The following is a 15,550-nucleotide window of genomic DNA, read 5'->3' as shown; positions in this document are numbered from 1 at the left end:
AGCCCAAGGAGATCGCCGACGCGCTCAACCTCGACGCCGGGACCGTGCGCCAGACCTGCCGACGCATGCAGGCCGACGACCAGCTCCGAGCAGCCCCCGGGGGCGCCTACTCGCCGACCGGCCACTCAGCCGCCGGTGACAGCGGTGACAGCGGTGACAACCGCGCCCGGGAGCCGCTGTCACTGCTGTCACTTCGTCACTCCACCACCCCTGACCAGGAAAAACGCCAGTGACTCGCCCGCACGGCGCCAGTGACAGCCGCGTGACGGTGACCGGGCCCTACTGCTGTCACTCTGTCGCTGCACCCGTCCTGACCTGCAGAAACAGGAGTGACAGAGGGAGTGACAGGCCCGGAAGCGCTGTCACCCTGTCACTCGGCCGCCGGGCCGGGGCCGCCGCGGCGGACCGCGGTGCCATCCGGGCCCCACCAGTGCAGGCCCTCCGCTGTCACTGTGTCACTCCACTCACTCTGACCTGCGAAAACCGCTGTGACAACCCGAGTGACACCCACGCCGCGCTGTCACTCCCGCCCGGAGGAACCCCATGAGCCGCCCCGCCGCCCGCCTCACCGTCACCGACCTCTGCACCGAGCTCGGCATCTCCCGCTCCACGTTCTACGACTGGCGCGCCAAAGGACGCGCACCCCGCTGCATCAAGCTCCCCAACGGGGAAATCCGCATCCGCCGCACCGACTTCGAGAACTGGCTCGACAGCCTGGAAGAGGTGGCCGCCTGATGCCCACCACCTACGACGTACGGATCTGGAAGATCGACGTCTACAAGGGCAAGACCACCACCGCCTACACCGTGATGTGGAGAGTCGGGGCCAAGCGGTGGAAGAAGCGGTTCCGGACCAGCGCGCTAGCCGACAGCTACCGTGCCGACCTGATCAGCGCCTCCCGCCGAGGCGAGGCGTTCGACACCGAGACGGGGCTCCCGGTCTCGGCGGCCCGCCCGGCACAAGTGGTGAACTGGCTCGACTTCGCCTGCGACTACATGGACACGAAGTGGCCGGGGGCTGCCGCGACCTATCGGCGCAGCATCTCCGAGGCGCTGACGGCGATCACCCCTGCGATGCTCGACGGGATACAGGAGGGGGCTCCCGACGGCGTCGCGATGCGGCGGGCGCTGCACCGGTGGGCCTTCAACACAGCACGGCGGGACGCCAGTCCGGCGGCGGTCCGGTCGGACCTCCGGTGGCTGAAACAGCACGCGATGCCGGTCGGACGGCTCGCCGAGCGGGCCGTCCTCCGAGGAGTCCTTGACACGCTGGCGCAGCGGCTCGACGGCCGACCCGCGGCAGCGAGCGTCGTGAGCAAGCGGCGGAGGGTGCTGTTCAACGTCCTGGAGTACGCCGTTGAGCGGGAGCTGTTGGCCACGAACCCCCTGCCGACGTTCAAGTGGACGGCGCCGAAGGTCTCATCCGGCGTCGATCGGCGGACCGTCGTCAACCCGGTTCAGGCCCGCACGCTGCTCGCCGCCGTGGGGGAGGCGCAGCGGAGCGGGCCGCAGCTCGTCGCGTTCTTTGCGCTGCTGTACTTCGCCGCCCTGCGACCGGAGGAGGCCGCGAACGTGCGCAAGCACAACCTGTCGTTGCCGTCGTCTGGGTGGGGGGAGGTCTACATCGACGAGGCGACCCCGTACGCCGGGGCGGACTGGACGGACGACGGCGCACAGCGCGACGTCCGGCAGCTCAAGAACCGGGCGAGAGGCGAGGGGCGGACCGTACCGACGCCGCCGGAGCTGACCGGGTACCTGAACCACCACCTGGCGTCCCGGCCGATCGGACCGGACGGTCGGCTATTCCCGGGGGAGCGGGTGCCGGAGCTGCCCAAGCTCACCTACATGCGGACGTGGCGGGCGGCGCGCCGACGGGCGTTCACCCCGGACGTCGTGGACGGTCCGCTCGGTGCGACGCCCTACACCCTCCGCCATGCGTGTGTGTCGACGTGGCTGAACGGCGGGGTCCCCGCGACGCAGGTCGCGGAGTGGGCTGGGCACTCCGTGGAGGTGCTGCTGAAGGTCTACGCGAAGTGCCTCGACGGTCAGGACGCCGTCGCGAGGCGGCGGGTGGAGGACGCCCTCGGCGGCCGGTGACGGTGGGAACGTCCTGGGAACGGCGCCTGGGAACGCCCTGGGAACGACTAGCCGCCGACGGTCACCCACGGCCGGTGACACCCGGACACAACGAGATCGGCCCTTCGCCCTGTTTCAGCAGGTGAGGGGCCGATTCTCGCTGTTGGCACTCGTGGTGCCCCCGGCAGGATTCGAACCTGCGCTCCCGCCTCCGGAGGGCGGTGCTCTATCCCCTGAGCTACGGGGGCCGTGCAATGGGAGAACAGTAGCGCACGGTGCCCGCGCCCCCGTCACGGGGTCCCGGGCGTGATCAGCCCAGCGGCAGCGGCGCTGCTCCCCGTTCGGCGAGCAGCCCGCGCATCAGCTCGGCCTCGGAGTTCTGCGACGCGAGCATCTGGGCCGCGAGGTTGCGGACCTCGCCGGTGTCGGCGTGGTCGCGGGCGTACTCCAGCATCGACACCCCGCCCTGGTGGTGGCGGAGCATGAGCTGGAGGAACTCGACGTCCAGTGCGGTGCCGGGCGGGGTGGCCCGCAGCCGGGCGAGGTCCGCGGTGCTCGCCATGCCCGGCATCGTCGCGGTGCCGCCGGACGTGCCGGACATGCCCGCCATCCCGGCGTGCGCGGAGGAGTCCATCCAGGCCATGTGGCCGCCGCTGGGCAGGCTCGGCGCGTCCCACAGACCGAGCCAGCCCTGCATCCGGCCGACCTGCTGGTTCTGGGTGGTCTCGATGTCGAACGCGAGCTGGCGCACCCGCGGGTCGGTGGCGCGGTCGCGCTCCCAGGAGGCCATCTCGACGGCCTGGCGGTGGTGCACGGTCATGTCCTGGGCGAACCCGACGTCGACCGAACCCGGCTCGGGCACGAACGGGCCGAACGCGCCCCGCACCGCGAATCCCGCGACGAGCACGGCCACGAGCGCGACCAGGCCGAACGCGATGGCCGGCGGGTTGTTCCAGGGGGAGCGCTCCTGCTGCGGGGCGCTCACTGCCCGGGAGCCGGCGCGGGGGCGGGTGCGGGTGCTCCGGGGACGGTCGGGTCGGGGGCGGGGGCACCGCCCGGGGTCGCGCCTTGGTTCTCGGGCAGGACCGTCTGCCCGTCGACGGCGGACTGCAGCGGGATCGGCTGGAAGGCCGGCGGGTTGTCCTGGTCGAAGCCCTGCGCGCCGAGCGCGTCGCAGGAGGCGCCGACCTCGGGGTGGGTGAACCGGTTGAGCCGCAGCGCGCGGATGAACTGGTCGATGCGCTCGTCGTCGGCGTTCTGGACCTTCAGCTGGTTGCCCCAGGACTGCAGCGAGATCGGGGCGTCCAGGCCGGGGTAGGGCGACATGACCGTGTACGGCTGGCCCTCGACCCGCTGGGCGAGCGCGGCCTTCCCGGCCTCGTCGAGGGTGTCGGGGTTGTAGGCGACCCACACGGCGCCGTGCTCGAGGGAGTGCACGAGGTTCTCCGAGCGGACCGGGTTCGGGTAGACGACGCCGTTGCAGGCGGCCCAGAACCCGTCGTGCGCGCCGCCGAAGGGCGGGCTGTGGGTGTAGGCGACCCGCTGGAAGCCGAGCACGTGCTGCAGGCCCGGGTACTCCTGGCTGACGATGCCGGGGATCGCGAGCGCGGGGTTCCGGTTGTCCTCCGAGGGCTCCCAGGCCCGGTTCTGGTTGCGCTGCACCAGCGGGTAGACGATGAACGCCCCCGCCAGCAGCACCAGCACGGTGATCGCCGCGACCATGCCCCAGGGGAACTGGCGCTGGCCGACTGCGCTGGGCATCGACGGTCGCTTCTTGCCGGACTTGCCGCTGGCCATGGGGAGTCCTGTTCGTGGTCGGCGGGCGGTTTCGCCCGAGTCTAGGAAGGCGCCGTCACCGGCTCGCCCACCACCCGTAGGAGCGGTAGTCGGGGTAGGGCGCGAGCAGCGGGGCGACCGGGCGGGTGGTCACCGTGACGCGGTCACCGGTCACGAGCTCGCCGGGCACCGTGAACGACGCCTGCGCCCACGGCTGCGCGTCCGGCAGCGTCCACTCCCCGGCGGGGCGGCCGTCCACGTCGACGGCGACCACCCGGGTCCGCTCGCCGGGCAGCGCGGGACCGGCGCCGATCCGTCCGGTGAGGGTGACCGGCCGGCCGGGGACGGTCCCGCCGAGGGTGAAGGTCTCCCCGCCGACGACGTGCCGGCCGCTGTCGGCGACGAGCCGTCCGGGTGCGACGACGGCGCGGTCCAGCACCGAGTCCGGCTGCACGCCGAGCACCGGCGGGTCGGTCGTCCAGCCGTGCGCGGCCTCGTCGGCCATGTCCCCGACGTTCAGGTGGTCGACGATCCGGCCGGGCACCGGCAGGTCCGGTGCCTGCGCGGAGTCCGCTGCGGACCAGTCCGCCCGCCAGATGCTCACCCGGTCGCAGCTGCGGTCGAGCTGGCAGGTCTGCGGCGCGGACGCCGAGATCGGCCGGGCCGGCCCGGCGAGCCCGAAGGTGATGACCGGCTCGGCGCCGAGCAGCCCGGCGCGGCCGAGGTCGGCGACCGGGACCCCGCCCCACCGGTCGAACACCGCGAACCACTGCGGCCGCTCGGGCCCGGGCAGTGCCCGTAGGGCCTCGTAGAGCGTCCCCGGCCCGTTCAGCGACGGTGCGGCCATCCCGTTCGTGGTGAGCCCGACCAGGTCGACGGTGCGGTGCCCGCCGAACCAGGCCGCGGCGCCGACGTCGTTGACGGCGACGGCGTCGCCCGGCGGCACGTTGCCGGCGATCCACTGCGCGACGCTCACCGGGCCCTCCCGCATGGCCGACGCCTGCTGGCCCAGCCGCAGCGCCCAGGCCGGCGTCGCGGCGAGGGCGAACAGCAGCACCACCGCGAGCAGCCCGGTGCGCGCCGCCCGGTTCCCGACGAGCCCGGCACCGAGCACCACGAGCAGGAGCAGCAACGGCAGGAACGGCTGCAGGTAGCGCAGGTCCTGCCACATCGCCGTGGTCAGGGTGGCGACGGCGAGCACCACCGACGCCAGGCCGCCGCCGAGCACCACCGCGAGGACGCGCTCCCGGCGCGCGGCCAGCACGGCGACGCCGAGCACGGCGAGCACCAGCGCGAGCGGCGCCAGCACGTCCTGCCCGGACAGCCCGGACAGCGACGCGAGGATCGCGGCGAGGTTGCGCTGCACGTGGTCGGCGATCTCCAGCGGCTGGCGCAGGAACCCGGTGTGCAGCCACGACTTGGCGAGCACGCCGTTGGCCTGCGACGTCCTGGTGAGCACCCGGTACAGCAGCAGCTGCCCGGCGAACACCACCACCGGCACGGCGACGAGCGCGAGCCGGCCCCACGGACGTCCCGCCCGCGCGGCCGGGCCCGGGGCCGGGCGCAGCAGCGTCCACGCCATCGCGGCGGTGAACGCGGCGGCGAGCAGGAAGCCCTCGGGTCGGGTCAGGGCCAGCAGCGCCGCGACCACCGGTGTCGCGCGGAACCGTGGACGTTCGCGCAGGTAGGACAGCAGCGTCCCGGTGGTCAGCGCCGCGAGCAGCCCCACCTCCATGCCGCTGGCCCCGCCCCACAGCAGCGGCCCGCACAGCGCGGTGAGCAGCCCCGCCCACCACCCGGCGGCGCGCCCGCCGAGCCGGGTCGCGGCGGCCGAGGTGAACCCCGTCGCGCAGGCGACCCCGACGACCCCGCCCACCACGGCGACGGCGAGCAGCCACCGGCCGTCGAACCCGACCGCGTGCGCGGCGCCGAGCAGCACCATCCAGAGCAGGCTCGACGCGCCCGTCGTGATCTCGGCGCCGGGCTGGAAGCGCAACGGCTCGCCGTCGCCGAACTGCCGGGCGTACTGCAGGTGGATGTAGACGTCGTCCAGCGGCGGCACGAGGCTGCCCCGGTTGTAGCCGACCGACACCGCGACGAGGACCGCCCCGAGCAGCAGGGCGAGCGCCCCGGAGACGACGGGGGCGCGGGTACTCCGGTCGGTGGAAGGGGACGTCACGCCCCGCATCGTCGCCGGTCGAGGTGCGGATACCTGCATGAGGGTGTCGGTGGTCCCTCCGTAGAATCCCGCTGGTGAATCCCGACGTGCTCGCCGACCTGGTCCGTGACGTCGCGCGGGACGTGCTGCTCCGACGCGACCTGGACGTCTCCGCGCTGCCGGCCGATGCCGGTGTCGAGCGTCCCCGCAACCCCGACCACGGCGACTACGCCACCAACATCGCGCTGCGCACCGCCAAGAAGGCGGGTGTCAACCCGCGCGAGCTCGCGACCTGGCTGGCCGAGGAGCTGGCCACCCGCGACGGCGTCGCCAGCGCCGAGATCGCCGGGCCCGGGTTCATCAACCTGCGCCTGGCCGCCGACGCGCAGGGCGCGATCGTCGGGGAGGTCCTCGCCGCGGGCGCGGGCTACGGCACCGGCGACGAGCTGGCCGGGCGCAACGTGAACCTGGAGTTCGTCTCCGCCAACCCGACCGGACCGCTGCACCTGGGCGGGACCCGGTGGGCCGCGGTCGGCGACGCGCTGGGCCGGGTCCTGACCGCGCGCGGCGCGAAGGTCACCCGCGAGTACTACTTCAACGACGCCGGCGCCCAGATCGACCGGTTCGTCGCCTCCCTGGTCGCGGCCGCGAAGGGTGAGCCCGCCCCGGAGAACGGCTACGGCGGGGCCTACATCGCCGAGATCGCCCAGCGGGTCGTCGCGGCCGAGCCCGGCGCGCTGGAGCTGCCCGACACCGAGCGGGACGAGGTGTTCCGCCGGGTCGGCGTCGGCTTCATGTTCACCGAGATCAAGCAGAAGCTGGGGGAGTTCCGCGTCGAGTTCGACGTGTGGTTCCACGAGCAGTCGCTGCACGACTCGGGCGCGGTGGAGACCGCCGTCGCCGCGCTGAAGGAGAAGGGCTCGCTCTACGAGTCCGACGGCGCCTGGTGGCTGCGCTCGACCGACCACGGCGACGACAAGGACCGCGTCGTCATCAAGTCCGACGGCCGCCCCGCCTACATCGCCGGTGACATCGCCTACCTGCGCGACAAGCGGGCCCGCGGGTTCGACCTGTGCATCTACATGCTCGGCGCGGACCACCACGGCTACGTCGCCCGGCTCAAGGCCGCCGCGGCCGCGTTCGGGGACGACCCGGCCGTCGTCGAGGTCCTGATCGGACAGCTGGTCAACCTGGTCAAGGACGGCGTCCCGGTCCGGATGAGCAAGCGTGCCGGCACCGTCGTGACGATGGACGACCTGGTGGAGGCCGTCGGCGTCGACGCCGCGCGGTACTCGCTGGTGCGCTCGTCGGTGGACTCGGGCCTGGACATCGACCTGGACCTGCTGGCCAGCCGGACCAGCGAGAACCCGGTGTTCTACGTCCAGTACGCGCACGCCCGGCTGTCGTCGCTGGCCCGCAACGCCGCCGACCTCGGGATCACCCCCGGCGAGGACTACGGCCTGCTGTCCCACGCCCGCGAGGGCGACCTGATCCGCACCCTCGGCGAGTTCGGTGACGTCGTGCGGACCGCCGCCGAGCTGCGCGAGCCGCACCGGGTCGCCCGCTACCTGGAGTCGCTCGCCGGCGCCTACCACAAGTTCTACGACTCCTGCCGCGTCCTGCCCCAGGGCGACGAGGAGGTCTCCGACCTGCACCGGGCCCGGCTCGCGCTCTGCGTCGCGGCCCGCACGGTGCTCGCCAACGGCCTCGCGCTGCTCGGTGTCGACGCCCCGGAACGGATGTGACATGAGGGCACACTCCGCAGGCCCGATGCACGCGGGCCTCACCCCCGCGCCCGAGTCGGCCGGTCCCCGCCCGGAGAGCGCCGCGGCGCTCGACGAGCTGGCCCCGGCGGTCTGGCCGCGGCACGCCGCCCGCGGCGAGGACGGCGCACTGCGCCTGGCCGGGGTCGACGTCCGGGACCTCGCCGCGACCCACGGCACCCCGCTGTTCGTGCTCGACGAGGACGACTTCCGCGGCCGCTGCGCCGAGTTCGCCGCCGCGTTCGGGGCGCAGGCCGTGCACTACGCGGCGAAGGCGTTCCTGTGCACCGAGATCGCCCGCTGGGTCGCGCAGGAGGGCCTGTCGCTGGACGTGTGCTCCGGCGGCGAGCTGGCCGTCGCGCTGCGCGCGGAGTTCCCGCCCGAGCGGATCGCGCTGCACGGCAACAACAAGTCCCTCGCCGAGCTCGACGCCGCGGTCGAGGCGGGGGTCGGCGGGATCGTCGTCGACTCCTTCGACGAGATCGCCCGGCTCGCCGACGTCGCCGCCGCGCGGGACACCGTCGCGCCGGTGCTGATCCGGCTCACCGTCGGCGTCGAGGCACACACCCACGAGTACATCGCCACCGCGCACGAGGACCAGAAGTTCGGGTTCTCGATCGCGAGCCAGGACCAGAAGGACTCGCCCGCGCTGGAGGCCGCCCGCCGCGTCCTCGCCGCGAGCCACCTGAGCCTGGTCGGGCTGCACAGCCACATCGGCTCGCAGATCTTCGAGACCGAGGGCTTCGAGGCGGCAGCCCGCCGCGTGGTGAAGGTGCTCGCCGACCTGCACGCCGAGCACGGCGGCGAGAACCTGACCGCGCTGCGGACGCTGGACCTGGGCGGCGGCATCGGCATCGCCTACCGGCCGGGGGACACCCCGCTGTCGATGCCGGCGCTGGCCGAGGAGCTGCGCGCGATCGTCAAGCGCGAGTGCGCCGCCTCCGGGCTGGACGTGCCGGCGATCGCGGTCGAGCCGGGCCGGGCCATCGCCGGGCCGGGCACCGTCACCGTCTACGAGGTCGGCACCGTCAAGGACGTCCCGCTCGGCGGGTACTCGCGGCGCTACGTCAGCGTCGACGGCGGGATGAGCGACAACATCCGCACCTCCCTCTACGACGCCGAGTACGACGTGCGGCTGGTGTCCTGCGCCAGCGGGCGCGACTCGGTGCCCGGTGGGGAGACCCCCGTGCTGTCCCGGGTGGTCGGCAAGCACTGCGAGTCGGGTGACATCGTGGTGCGCGACTGCTGGCTGCCGGCCGACCTCGCACCGGGCGACCTGCTGGCCGTCGCCGCGACGGGGGCCTACTGCTACGCGATGGCGTCGGGGTACAACCGGCTGCCGCGCCCCGCTGTCGTCGCGGTGCGTGACGGGGTCGACCGGACCCTGTTGCGACGCGAGACACTGGAGGACCAGTTCCGTTTCGAGGTGTGAGCGCAGCCGGGTGAGAACCACCACCCGGACCCGTCTGCACCCGTCCGACCAGGAATGATCGGCGCGCGCCCGAGGGGTGCGTGCACGCGAGGAGGACACGTGGCGAGCGAGACCGGCGCCGTCCGGGTGGCACTGCTGGGCTGCGGCACCGTCGGCACCGAGGTGGTCCGGCTCATCACCGAGCAGGCCGACGAGCTGGCCGCGCGGGTGGGGGCCCGCATCGAGCTGGCCGGGGTCGCCGTGCGGCGACCCCACCGGCACCCCTGGCTGACCGAGAACTTCCCGGACCTGGTGACCACCGACGCCGGCGAGCTCGTGACGCGCGACGACGTCGACGTCGTCGTCGAGGTCATCGGCGGGATCGAGCCGGTCCGCGGCTGGCTGCTGGAGGCGCTCAAGTCCGGCCGATCGGTCGTGACGGCGAACAAGGCGCTGCTCGCCGAGGACGGCCCGACGCTGGCCGAGGCCGCCGACGCCTCCGGCGCCGACCTCTACTACGAGGCCGCGGTCGCCGGGGCGATCCCGCTGCTCCGCCCGCTGCGCGAGTCCCTCGCCGGGGACCGCATCACCCGGGTCGCCGGCATCGTCAACGGCACCTCGAACTTCATCCTCTCGGCGATGTCCGCGGGTGGCACCTCGTACGTCGACGCGCTGGAGGAGGCGACCCGGCTGGGCTACGCCGAGGCCGACCCCAGCGCCGACGTCGACGGCTACGACGCCGCCTCGAAGGCCGCGATCCTGGCGTCGCTGGCGTTCCACACCCGCATCACCGCCTCCGACGTGCACCGCGAGGGCATGCGTGAGGTGAGCGCGTCCGACGTCGCGGCCGCCCGCAGGCTCGGCTGCACGATCAAGCTGCTCGCCATCTGCGAGCGCGTCGTCGCCGCCGACGGGGCCGAGTCGGTCTCCGCGAGGGTCTACCCGGCGATGGTCCCCGACTCGCACCCGCTGGCGGGCGTCGACGGCGCCTTCAACGCGGTGTTCGTCGAGGCCGAGGCCGCCGGCCAGCTGATGTTCTACGGCCAGGGCGCCGGCGGCGCGCCGACCGCCTCCGCGGTGCTCGGCGACCTCGTGGCGGTGGCCCGCAACCGGGTCGGCGGCGGACGCGGGCCGCGCGAGTCGGCCTACGCCAGCCTGCCGGTGCGCCCGATCGGCGAGGTGCCGACGCGCTACCACGTCGACCTCGAGGTGGCCGACCGCGAGGGCGTGCTCGCCGCGATCGCCGGTGAGTTCGCGCAGCAGGGCGTGTCGATCGCCGCGGTGCGTCAGACCGGCGGCGTGAACGGCTCGGTGGACCGGGCCGACGGCTCGGACCGCAGCCAGGCCCGGCTGACGGTCGTCACGCACTCGGCGCCGGAGGCCGCGCTGTCGGCGACGGTGTCGGCGCTGCTGGACCTCGACCACGTCCTCGGCGTCGCCGGGGTGCTGCGGGTCGAGGGCCTGGGCCGCGCGGTGAGCGCACTGGGTATGGGCGAATGACCACCGATGAGGGATCAGGGAGTGGACCGGTCGTGACGGGCAGCGTGCGAGGAGTCCGGGGGCCCGCTTCCGGCCCCTTCGGTCCGGTGACCCAGGTGGCCGGTGCGGTCGCGCCGCCACCACCCGGCCAGTGGCCGGGTGTCATCGAGGCCTACCGCGACCGGATGCCGGTCCAGCCGGACTGGACCGTGGTGACCCTGGGGGAGGGCGGCACGCCGCTGCTCCCGGCCCCGCGGCTGTCCGAGCGGACCGGCTGCCAGGTCTACCTCAAGGTCGACGGCGCCAACCCGACCGGCTCGTTCAAGGACCGCGGCATGACGATGGCGGTCACCGCCGCGCTCGCCGACGGCAAGTCCAGCGTGCTGTGCGCCTCCACCGGCAACACCTCGGCGTCGGCGGCCGCCTACGCGACCCGTGCCGGGATGACCTGCGCGGTGCTCGTGCCGACCGGGAAGATCGCGCTGGGCAAGCTCGCCCAGGCCGTCGCACACGGCGCCCGGATCCTGCAGATCGACGGCAACTTCGACGACTGCCTGGAGCTGGCCCGCAAGACCACCGCCGACTATCCGGCGATCGCGCTGGTCAACTCGGTGAACCCGACCCGGATCGCCGGGCAGGCCTCGGCCGCCTACGAGATCTGCGACCAGCTGGGCCGCGCACCGGACGTGCACTGCCTGCCGGTCGGCAACGCCGGCAACATCACCGCCTACTGGCACGGCTACCGCGGCTACCACGCCGACGGCATCGTCGACACGCTGCCGCGGATGTTCGGGTTCCAGGCCGCCGGTGCCGCACCGCTGGTGCACGGCGCCCCGGTGAGCGACCCGGAGACGATCGCTACCGCGATCCGGATCGGGGCCCCCGCCTCGTGGAAGGGCGCGACCACCGCCCGCGACGAGTCGAACGGGCGCTTCGCCGCCGTCACCGACGACGAGATCCTTGCCGCCTACCGGATGCTGTCCGCGCAGGAGGGCGTGTTCGTCGAGCCGGCGTCGGCCTCCAGCGTCGCCGGGCTGCTGCAGAGCCGGGAGAACGGCACCCTGCCCGCGGACTCGCTGGTGGTGTGCACGGTGACCGGGCACGGCCTCAAGGACCCCGACACCGCTCTGCTCACCGCGCCGGACCCGGAGATCGTGCCGATCGACCCCGGCGCGGTCGCGGCGGCGCTCGAGCTGGCCTGATGGGCCGCCCGACGCGGGTACTGGTGCGGGTGCCGGGGTCGACGGCCAACCTGGGCCCCGGCTTCGACTCCCTCGGCATGGCCCTGGCGCTGTACGACGAGATCGAGGTCGAGACCTTCGAGACACCGGGACTGTTCGTCGACGTCGCGGGGCAGGGCTGCCGGCACGTCCCTCGTGACGAGCGCCACCTGGTCCTGCGGGCGATGCGCCTGGCCTTCGAGACCTTCGGCGGGGCGCCCGCGGGGCTGCGGCTGCGCTGCCTCAACGCGGTGCCGCACTCGCGCGGGCTCGGCAGCTCCGCGGCGGCCGCCGTCGCCGGGGTGACGGCCGCGGCCGTCCTGGCCGGGCGGGACCCGGAGCTGGAGCGCGACGCGCTGCTGCAGCTCTCGGCCGGGATGGAGGGCCACGCCGACAACGCCGCGGCCAGCTTGCTCGGCGGGTTCGTGGTGGCCTGGGAGGCAGCGGGGTCGGCCCGGCGCTTCCACGCCGAGAAGCTGGAGGTGCACCCCGACGTGCACCCGGTCGCCTGCGTGCCCGACGTCGAGTCCTCGACCAAGACCACCCGCGGGCTGCTGCCCGAGCAGGTCCCGCTGGCCGACGCCGCGTTCACCGGTAGCCGCTGCGCGCTGGCGGTGCTGGCGATGACCCGACGGCCCGACCTGCTCATGGCGGCCACCGAGGACCGGCTGCACCAGCCCTACCGGCGCCCGGCGTACCCGTCGTCGCTGCGGCTGGTCGAGGCGCTGCGCAAGCACGGCGTGCCGGCGGCGATCTCCGGCGCCGGGCCGACGGTGCTGGCCCTGACCGGTGACGGCGCGCTGCCCGACGGCGTCGACACCGACGGTTTCGCGGTGCAGCGGCTGCCGGTCGACACCACCGGTGTGCACGTCGAGGTCCGCTGATCGCGGTTCCGTGCCGGGAACGTGAGGTACGCGACCCCGTGGGTCGGCGCGTCGTCCGAGGGGGGTTGTTGCCGCCCCGGGGTGTACGGACTAGTCTCGACCGCGCATGGCGATCCACGCGACATCGGCGTAGTCTTGCGGCCGGGCCCGCTCGCCCGATCTCCTTTCTGAATTGGACTCGGAATCCCGAACGGGCGGCCTGACTCCCGCGACGTCGTCGTGGGACTCCATCTGTGAATGCTGCCGATACGGGGTCTCCGTATCGGCCGAGCGTGTGACATCCCCTGACCTGGACAGGTAACCGGGTCGGTCAGGAAGGAACTCTGTGAGCGAGACCGATCTCGCCGGTACCGGGACCGCGTCTGCCGAGGCGGCGCCCCGCCGACGCGGCGGCCTGTCCGGCATGGTGCTGGCCGAGCTGCGCCAGCTGGCCACCGAGCTGAACGTCCCCGACATCTCCGGCATGCGCAAGGGCGACCTGATCGCGGCCATCAAGGAGCGTCAGGGCGGAGCGGCGGCGGCCCCCGCGAAGAAGCCGAAGGCGAAGGCGGATCCCGCTGCCGCCACCGGCTCCGACGGCGCGGACGCGTCGCAGCTCGCCCTCGGCGACACCGCCGCGGCCCCCGCCGGCAACGGCGCCGCTGCGCCGGCCGCCCCCTCGGCACCCGCCGAGCAGGCCGGTGACCAGGGCGGACAGTCTGCGGAGAAGGCCGAGGCCTCCGCGCCGCGCACCCGTCGTCGCCGTGCTGCGACACGGCCGGCCGGCGCCCCGGACGCCACCGCGACCGACGCCGCCTCCGGCACGTCGTCCGGTAACGGGGCGGCCCCGGCCGTCGCCGAGAGCGCCCCGGCCGCCGCACCCGAGCAGGCCGCTCCGGCCGCGAGTGCGCCGGCGCAGGCCGAGAGCACCCCGGCCCCGGCCGAGGAGCGTCGCGAGGACGCCGACGGCGCCGGCCGTCGTGGCCGGACCCGCCGCCGCGGCCAGGGCGACGACAACGGTCAGAAGGACGCCGGCCCGAAGGACGCGCCGAAGGACACCCCGAAGGACACCGTGTCCGACGCGGGTCAGCGGGACGCCGGCCAGCGCGACGCCCGTCGCGACGCCGACGGCGACGACACCGGCACCGACGGCGACCGCCGTCGCGGCCGCGGAGCCGACCGCAACACCGACCGCAACGTCGAGCGCGGTGGCGACCGCAACGTCGAGCGCGGTGGCGACCGCAACGGCGACGGCCGCGACGACAACGGCCGCGGCAACGCTGCGAACGGCGACAACGGCCGTGGCGGACGCAACCGCGACGGCGACGACTCCGGCCGCGGCAACCGCGGGAACCGCAACAACGACCGGACCGGCGACCGCGGCGACAACCGTGGCGAGCGGAACGGTGAGCGGAACAACGACCGCAACGGCGACCGCGTCAACGACCGGAACAACGACCGGGGTGCCGACCGGAACGACTTCCGTGACGACGACGGCGACGACGGTGACGGCCGCGGCCGCCGCGGTCGCCGGTTCCGCGACCGCCGTCGCGGCCGGGACCGCGAGCGCACCGGTGGTGGCGCCGGCGGCGGCGTGGACACCGAGATCCGCGACGACGACGTCCTGCTGCCGGTCGCCGGCATCGTGGACATCCTCGACAACTACGCGTTCGTCCGGACCACCGGTTACCTCTCCGGCCCGACCGACGTCTACGTGTCGATGTCGATGGTCCGCAAGAACGGCCTGCGGCGTGGCGACGCCATCACCGGCGCCGTCCGCCAGCCCCGCGAGGGCGAGCAGCAGCGGCAGAAGTTCAACCCGCTGGTGCGCGTCGACTCGATCAACGGGCGGGACCCGGAGGCCGCGCGCAACCGGCCCGAGTTCACCAAGCTGACCCCGCTCTACCCCAACGAGCGACTCCGCCTGGAGACCGACCCGTCGCAGCTGACCACCCGCGTGATCGACCTGATCATGCCGGTCGGCAAGGGGCAGCGTGCGCTGATCGTCTCCCCGCCCAAGGCGGGCAAGACGACGATCATGCAGAACATCGCGAACGCGATCACCACGAACAACCCCGAGTGCCACCTCATGGTCGTCCTCGTCGACGAGCGGCCCGAGGAGGTCACCGACATGCAGCGGTCGGTGAAGGGCGAGGTCATCGCCTCGACCTTCGACCGCCCGCCGGCGGACCACACCGCCGTCGCCGAGCTGTCCATCGAGCGGGCCAAGCGCCTGGTCGAGATGGGGCACGACGTCGTCGTCCTGCTGGACAACATCACCCGGCTCGGCCGCGCCTACAACCTGGCCGCGCCCGCCTCGGGCCGGATCCTGTCCGGCGGTGTCGACTCCACGGCGCTCTACCCGCCGAAGCGCTTCCTCGGCGCCGCGCGCAACATCGAGGACGGTGGCTCGCTCACCATCTTCGCGACCGCGCTGGTCGAGACCGGGTCCACGATGGACACGGTGATCTTCGAGGAGTTCAAGGGCACCGGCAACGCCGAGCTCAAGCTGGACCGGAAGATCGCCGACAAGCGGATCTTCCCGGCCATCGACGTCGGCGACTCGAGCACCCGCAAGGAGGAGCTCCTGATGTCGCCCGACGAGCACGCGGTGATGGTGAAGCTCCGCCGCGTCCTCGCCGCGCTCGACGACCAGCAGGCGCTCGACCTGGTGCTCAGCCGGCTCAAGAAGACCAAGACCAACATCGAGTTCCTGATGCAGGTCGCCAAGAACACCCCCGGCAAGGACGAGGACTAGTCCGAGCCGCGCCGTCCGGGCCCCGGTGGGAATTCCGCCGGGGCCCG

11 protein-coding genes, 1 tRNA gene and 1 pseudogene are annotated in these 15,550 nt (G+C 73.7%); 9 read left to right on the top strand and 4 right to left on the bottom strand.

All coding sequences use genetic code 11. From position 1 onward, the window contains the following. From FVA95_RS19435 to FVA95_RS19425, 3 genes and pseudogenes are all read left to right on the top strand, one after another. Positions 1-233 (top strand): annotated as a pseudogene (locus FVA95_RS19435) (hypothetical protein); the annotation flags it as partial. 310 nt (positions 234-543) lie between these two features. Then, on the top strand, positions 544-735 hold the full coding sequence (locus FVA95_RS19430) for an AlpA family transcriptional regulator (RefSeq protein WP_149665456.1): 192 nt from the start codon (positions 544-546) through the stop codon (positions 733-735). After that, positions 735-2,096 carry a tyrosine-type recombinase/integrase gene (locus FVA95_RS19425; protein WP_149665455.1) on the top strand — a complete coding sequence of 454 codons (1,362 nt, stop codon included), beginning with the start codon at positions 735-737 and terminating at the stop codon, positions 2,094-2,096. Before FVA95_RS19430 ends, FVA95_RS19425 begins: the two co-directional genes overlap by 1 nt. A 152-nt stretch (positions 2,097-2,248) precedes the next feature. Here FVA95_RS19425 and FVA95_RS19420 read toward each other — a convergent pair. The 4 genes from FVA95_RS19420 to FVA95_RS19405 all read right to left on the bottom strand — a co-directional run bounded on the left by FVA95_RS19420 (position 2,249) and on the right by FVA95_RS19405 (position 6,030). Further along, positions 2,249-2,323: transfer RNA gene (locus FVA95_RS19420), tRNA-Arg, on the bottom strand. 62 nt (positions 2,324-2,385) lie between these two features. Beyond that, entirely contained in the window at positions 2,386-3,060 is a 675-nt protein-coding gene (locus tag FVA95_RS19415; protein WP_149665454.1) for a DUF305 domain-containing protein, read from the bottom strand. After that, positions 3,057-3,872: a DUF3105 domain-containing protein gene (locus FVA95_RS19410; RefSeq protein ID WP_149665453.1), complete on the bottom strand. Its 816-nt coding sequence runs from the start codon at positions 3,870-3,872 to the stop codon at positions 3,057-3,059. Before FVA95_RS19410 ends, FVA95_RS19415 begins: the two co-directional genes overlap by 4 nt. Before the next feature lie 55 nt (positions 3,873-3,927). Further along, complete coding sequence (locus FVA95_RS19405; RefSeq protein WP_149665452.1) at positions 3,928-6,030, bottom strand: hypothetical protein; 2,103 nt, start codon at positions 6,028-6,030, stop codon at positions 3,928-3,930. Positions 6,031-6,104: 74 nt separating this feature from the next. Here FVA95_RS19405 and argS point away from each other — a divergent pair, with 74 nt between their 5' ends. The 6 genes from argS (at position 6,105) to rho (ending at position 15,503) form a co-directional block, all read left to right on the top strand. Further along, positions 6,105-7,754 carry an arginine--tRNA ligase gene (gene argS / locus FVA95_RS19400; protein ID WP_075310493.1) on the top strand — a complete coding sequence of 550 codons (1,650 nt, stop codon included), beginning with the start codon at positions 6,105-6,107 and terminating at the stop codon, positions 7,752-7,754. 1 nt (position 7,755) lies between these two features. After that, positions 7,756-9,204: a diaminopimelate decarboxylase gene (lysA, locus tag FVA95_RS19395; protein WP_149665451.1), complete on the top strand. Its 1,449-nt coding sequence runs from the start codon at positions 7,756-7,758 to the stop codon at positions 9,202-9,204. Positions 9,205-9,303: 99 nt separating this feature from the next. Then, a complete protein-coding gene (locus tag FVA95_RS19390; RefSeq protein ID WP_020626020.1) occupies positions 9,304-10,683 on the top strand; it encodes a homoserine dehydrogenase in 1,380 nt (459 codons plus the stop codon). A 164-nt stretch (positions 10,684-10,847) separates the two neighbouring features. After that, positions 10,848-11,864, top strand: coding sequence for a threonine synthase (gene thrC / locus FVA95_RS19385; RefSeq protein WP_240051605.1), 1,017 nt, complete (start codon positions 10,848-10,850; stop codon positions 11,862-11,864). Further along, positions 11,864-12,766 carry a homoserine kinase gene (thrB, locus tag FVA95_RS19380; RefSeq protein ID WP_149665450.1) on the top strand — a complete coding sequence of 301 codons (903 nt, stop codon included), beginning with the start codon at positions 11,864-11,866 and terminating at the stop codon, positions 12,764-12,766. The genes thrC and thrB overlap by 1 nt, the downstream gene beginning before the upstream one ends. A gap of 325 nt (positions 12,767-13,091) precedes the next feature. Next, entirely contained in the window at positions 13,092-15,503 is a 2,412-nt protein-coding gene (gene rho / locus FVA95_RS19375; protein ID WP_370460875.1) for a transcription termination factor Rho, read from the top strand. Positions 15,504-15,550 lie beyond the last annotated feature (47 nt).

This window comes from Pseudonocardia sp. EV170527-09, from assembly GCF_008369905.1.
Classification (GTDB): domain Bacteria; phylum Actinomycetota; class Actinomycetes; order Mycobacteriales; family Pseudonocardiaceae; genus Pseudonocardia.
The sequence above is the reverse complement of the archived record's forward strand: the minus strand, read 5'-3'. Positions and strand labels throughout refer to the sequence as shown.

Excerpts from the sequence above, each read along its gene's own strand:
- FVA95_RS19410 (WP_149665453.1), bottom strand. The coding sequence starts at position 3,872 with ATGGCCAGCGGCAAGTCCGGCAAGAAGCGACCGTCGATGCCCAGCGCA.
- thrC (WP_240051605.1), top strand. The coding sequence starts at position 10,848 with ATGCCGGTCCAGCCGGACTGGACCGTGGTGACCCTGGGGGAGGGCGGC.
- FVA95_RS19430 (WP_149665456.1), top strand. The coding sequence starts at position 544 with ATGAGCCGCCCCGCCGCCCGCCTCACCGTCACCGACCTCTGCACCGAG.
- lysA (WP_149665451.1), top strand. The coding sequence starts at position 7,756 with ATGAGGGCACACTCCGCAGGCCCGATGCACGCGGGCCTCACCCCCGCG.
- FVA95_RS19425 (WP_149665455.1), top strand. The coding sequence starts at position 735 with ATGCCCACCACCTACGACGTACGGATCTGGAAGATCGACGTCTACAAG.
- thrB (WP_149665450.1), top strand. The coding sequence starts at position 11,864 with ATGGGCCGCCCGACGCGGGTACTGGTGCGGGTGCCGGGGTCGACGGCC.